Source organism: Pseudomonas sp. EA_65y_Pfl1_P113 (assembly GCF_963970525.1).
Classification (GTDB): domain Bacteria; phylum Pseudomonadota; class Gammaproteobacteria; order Pseudomonadales; family Pseudomonadaceae; genus Aquipseudomonas; species Aquipseudomonas tritici.
Genome location: NZ_CAXAQM010000592.1, coordinates 1 through 450 on the forward strand (window position 1 = coordinate 1; position 450 = coordinate 450).

The following is a 450-nucleotide window of genomic DNA, read 5'->3' on the forward strand; positions in this document are numbered from 1 at the left end:
GTCAGGTTGCCGATTTCGGGCTGCGACACGAAGTTGATGAACAGGTTGCCGACGCCGATCTCGGCGATCAGGTAAATGAAGATCGCCGGGATGCCGAGCACGAGATTGCGGTGCTGCCACAGGGGATGATGCGCGATGCGATAGCCGAGCGACTTGCCCGAGGGGGGTGCTTTGGCGGCGCGCTGCGTCGCGACGCCCATCGGCGGCAGCGGATAGCGCGCGATGATGACGGCCAGCACCGCAAGAACAACGGCGACGATGACATAAGGCAGCACGACCGATTGCGCGTCGGCCAGCCGCTCGGCCGGGGTCAAGGCGGCAGCTCCTGCCGCAGCCGTTCCCGACGTCGTGCGGCCAAGGATCAGATAGCCGCCGAACAACGGCGCGAGCGTCGCCCCTGCTGAATTGAATGCCTGCACCAGGTTCAACCGCGATGACGCGGTCTCGGGC

General features: G+C 65.8%; 1 pseudogene. It reads right to left on the minus strand.

The features are described 5' to 3' along the window. Window positions 1-450 (minus strand): annotated as a pseudogene (locus AACY52_RS31245) (hypothetical protein); the annotation flags it as partial.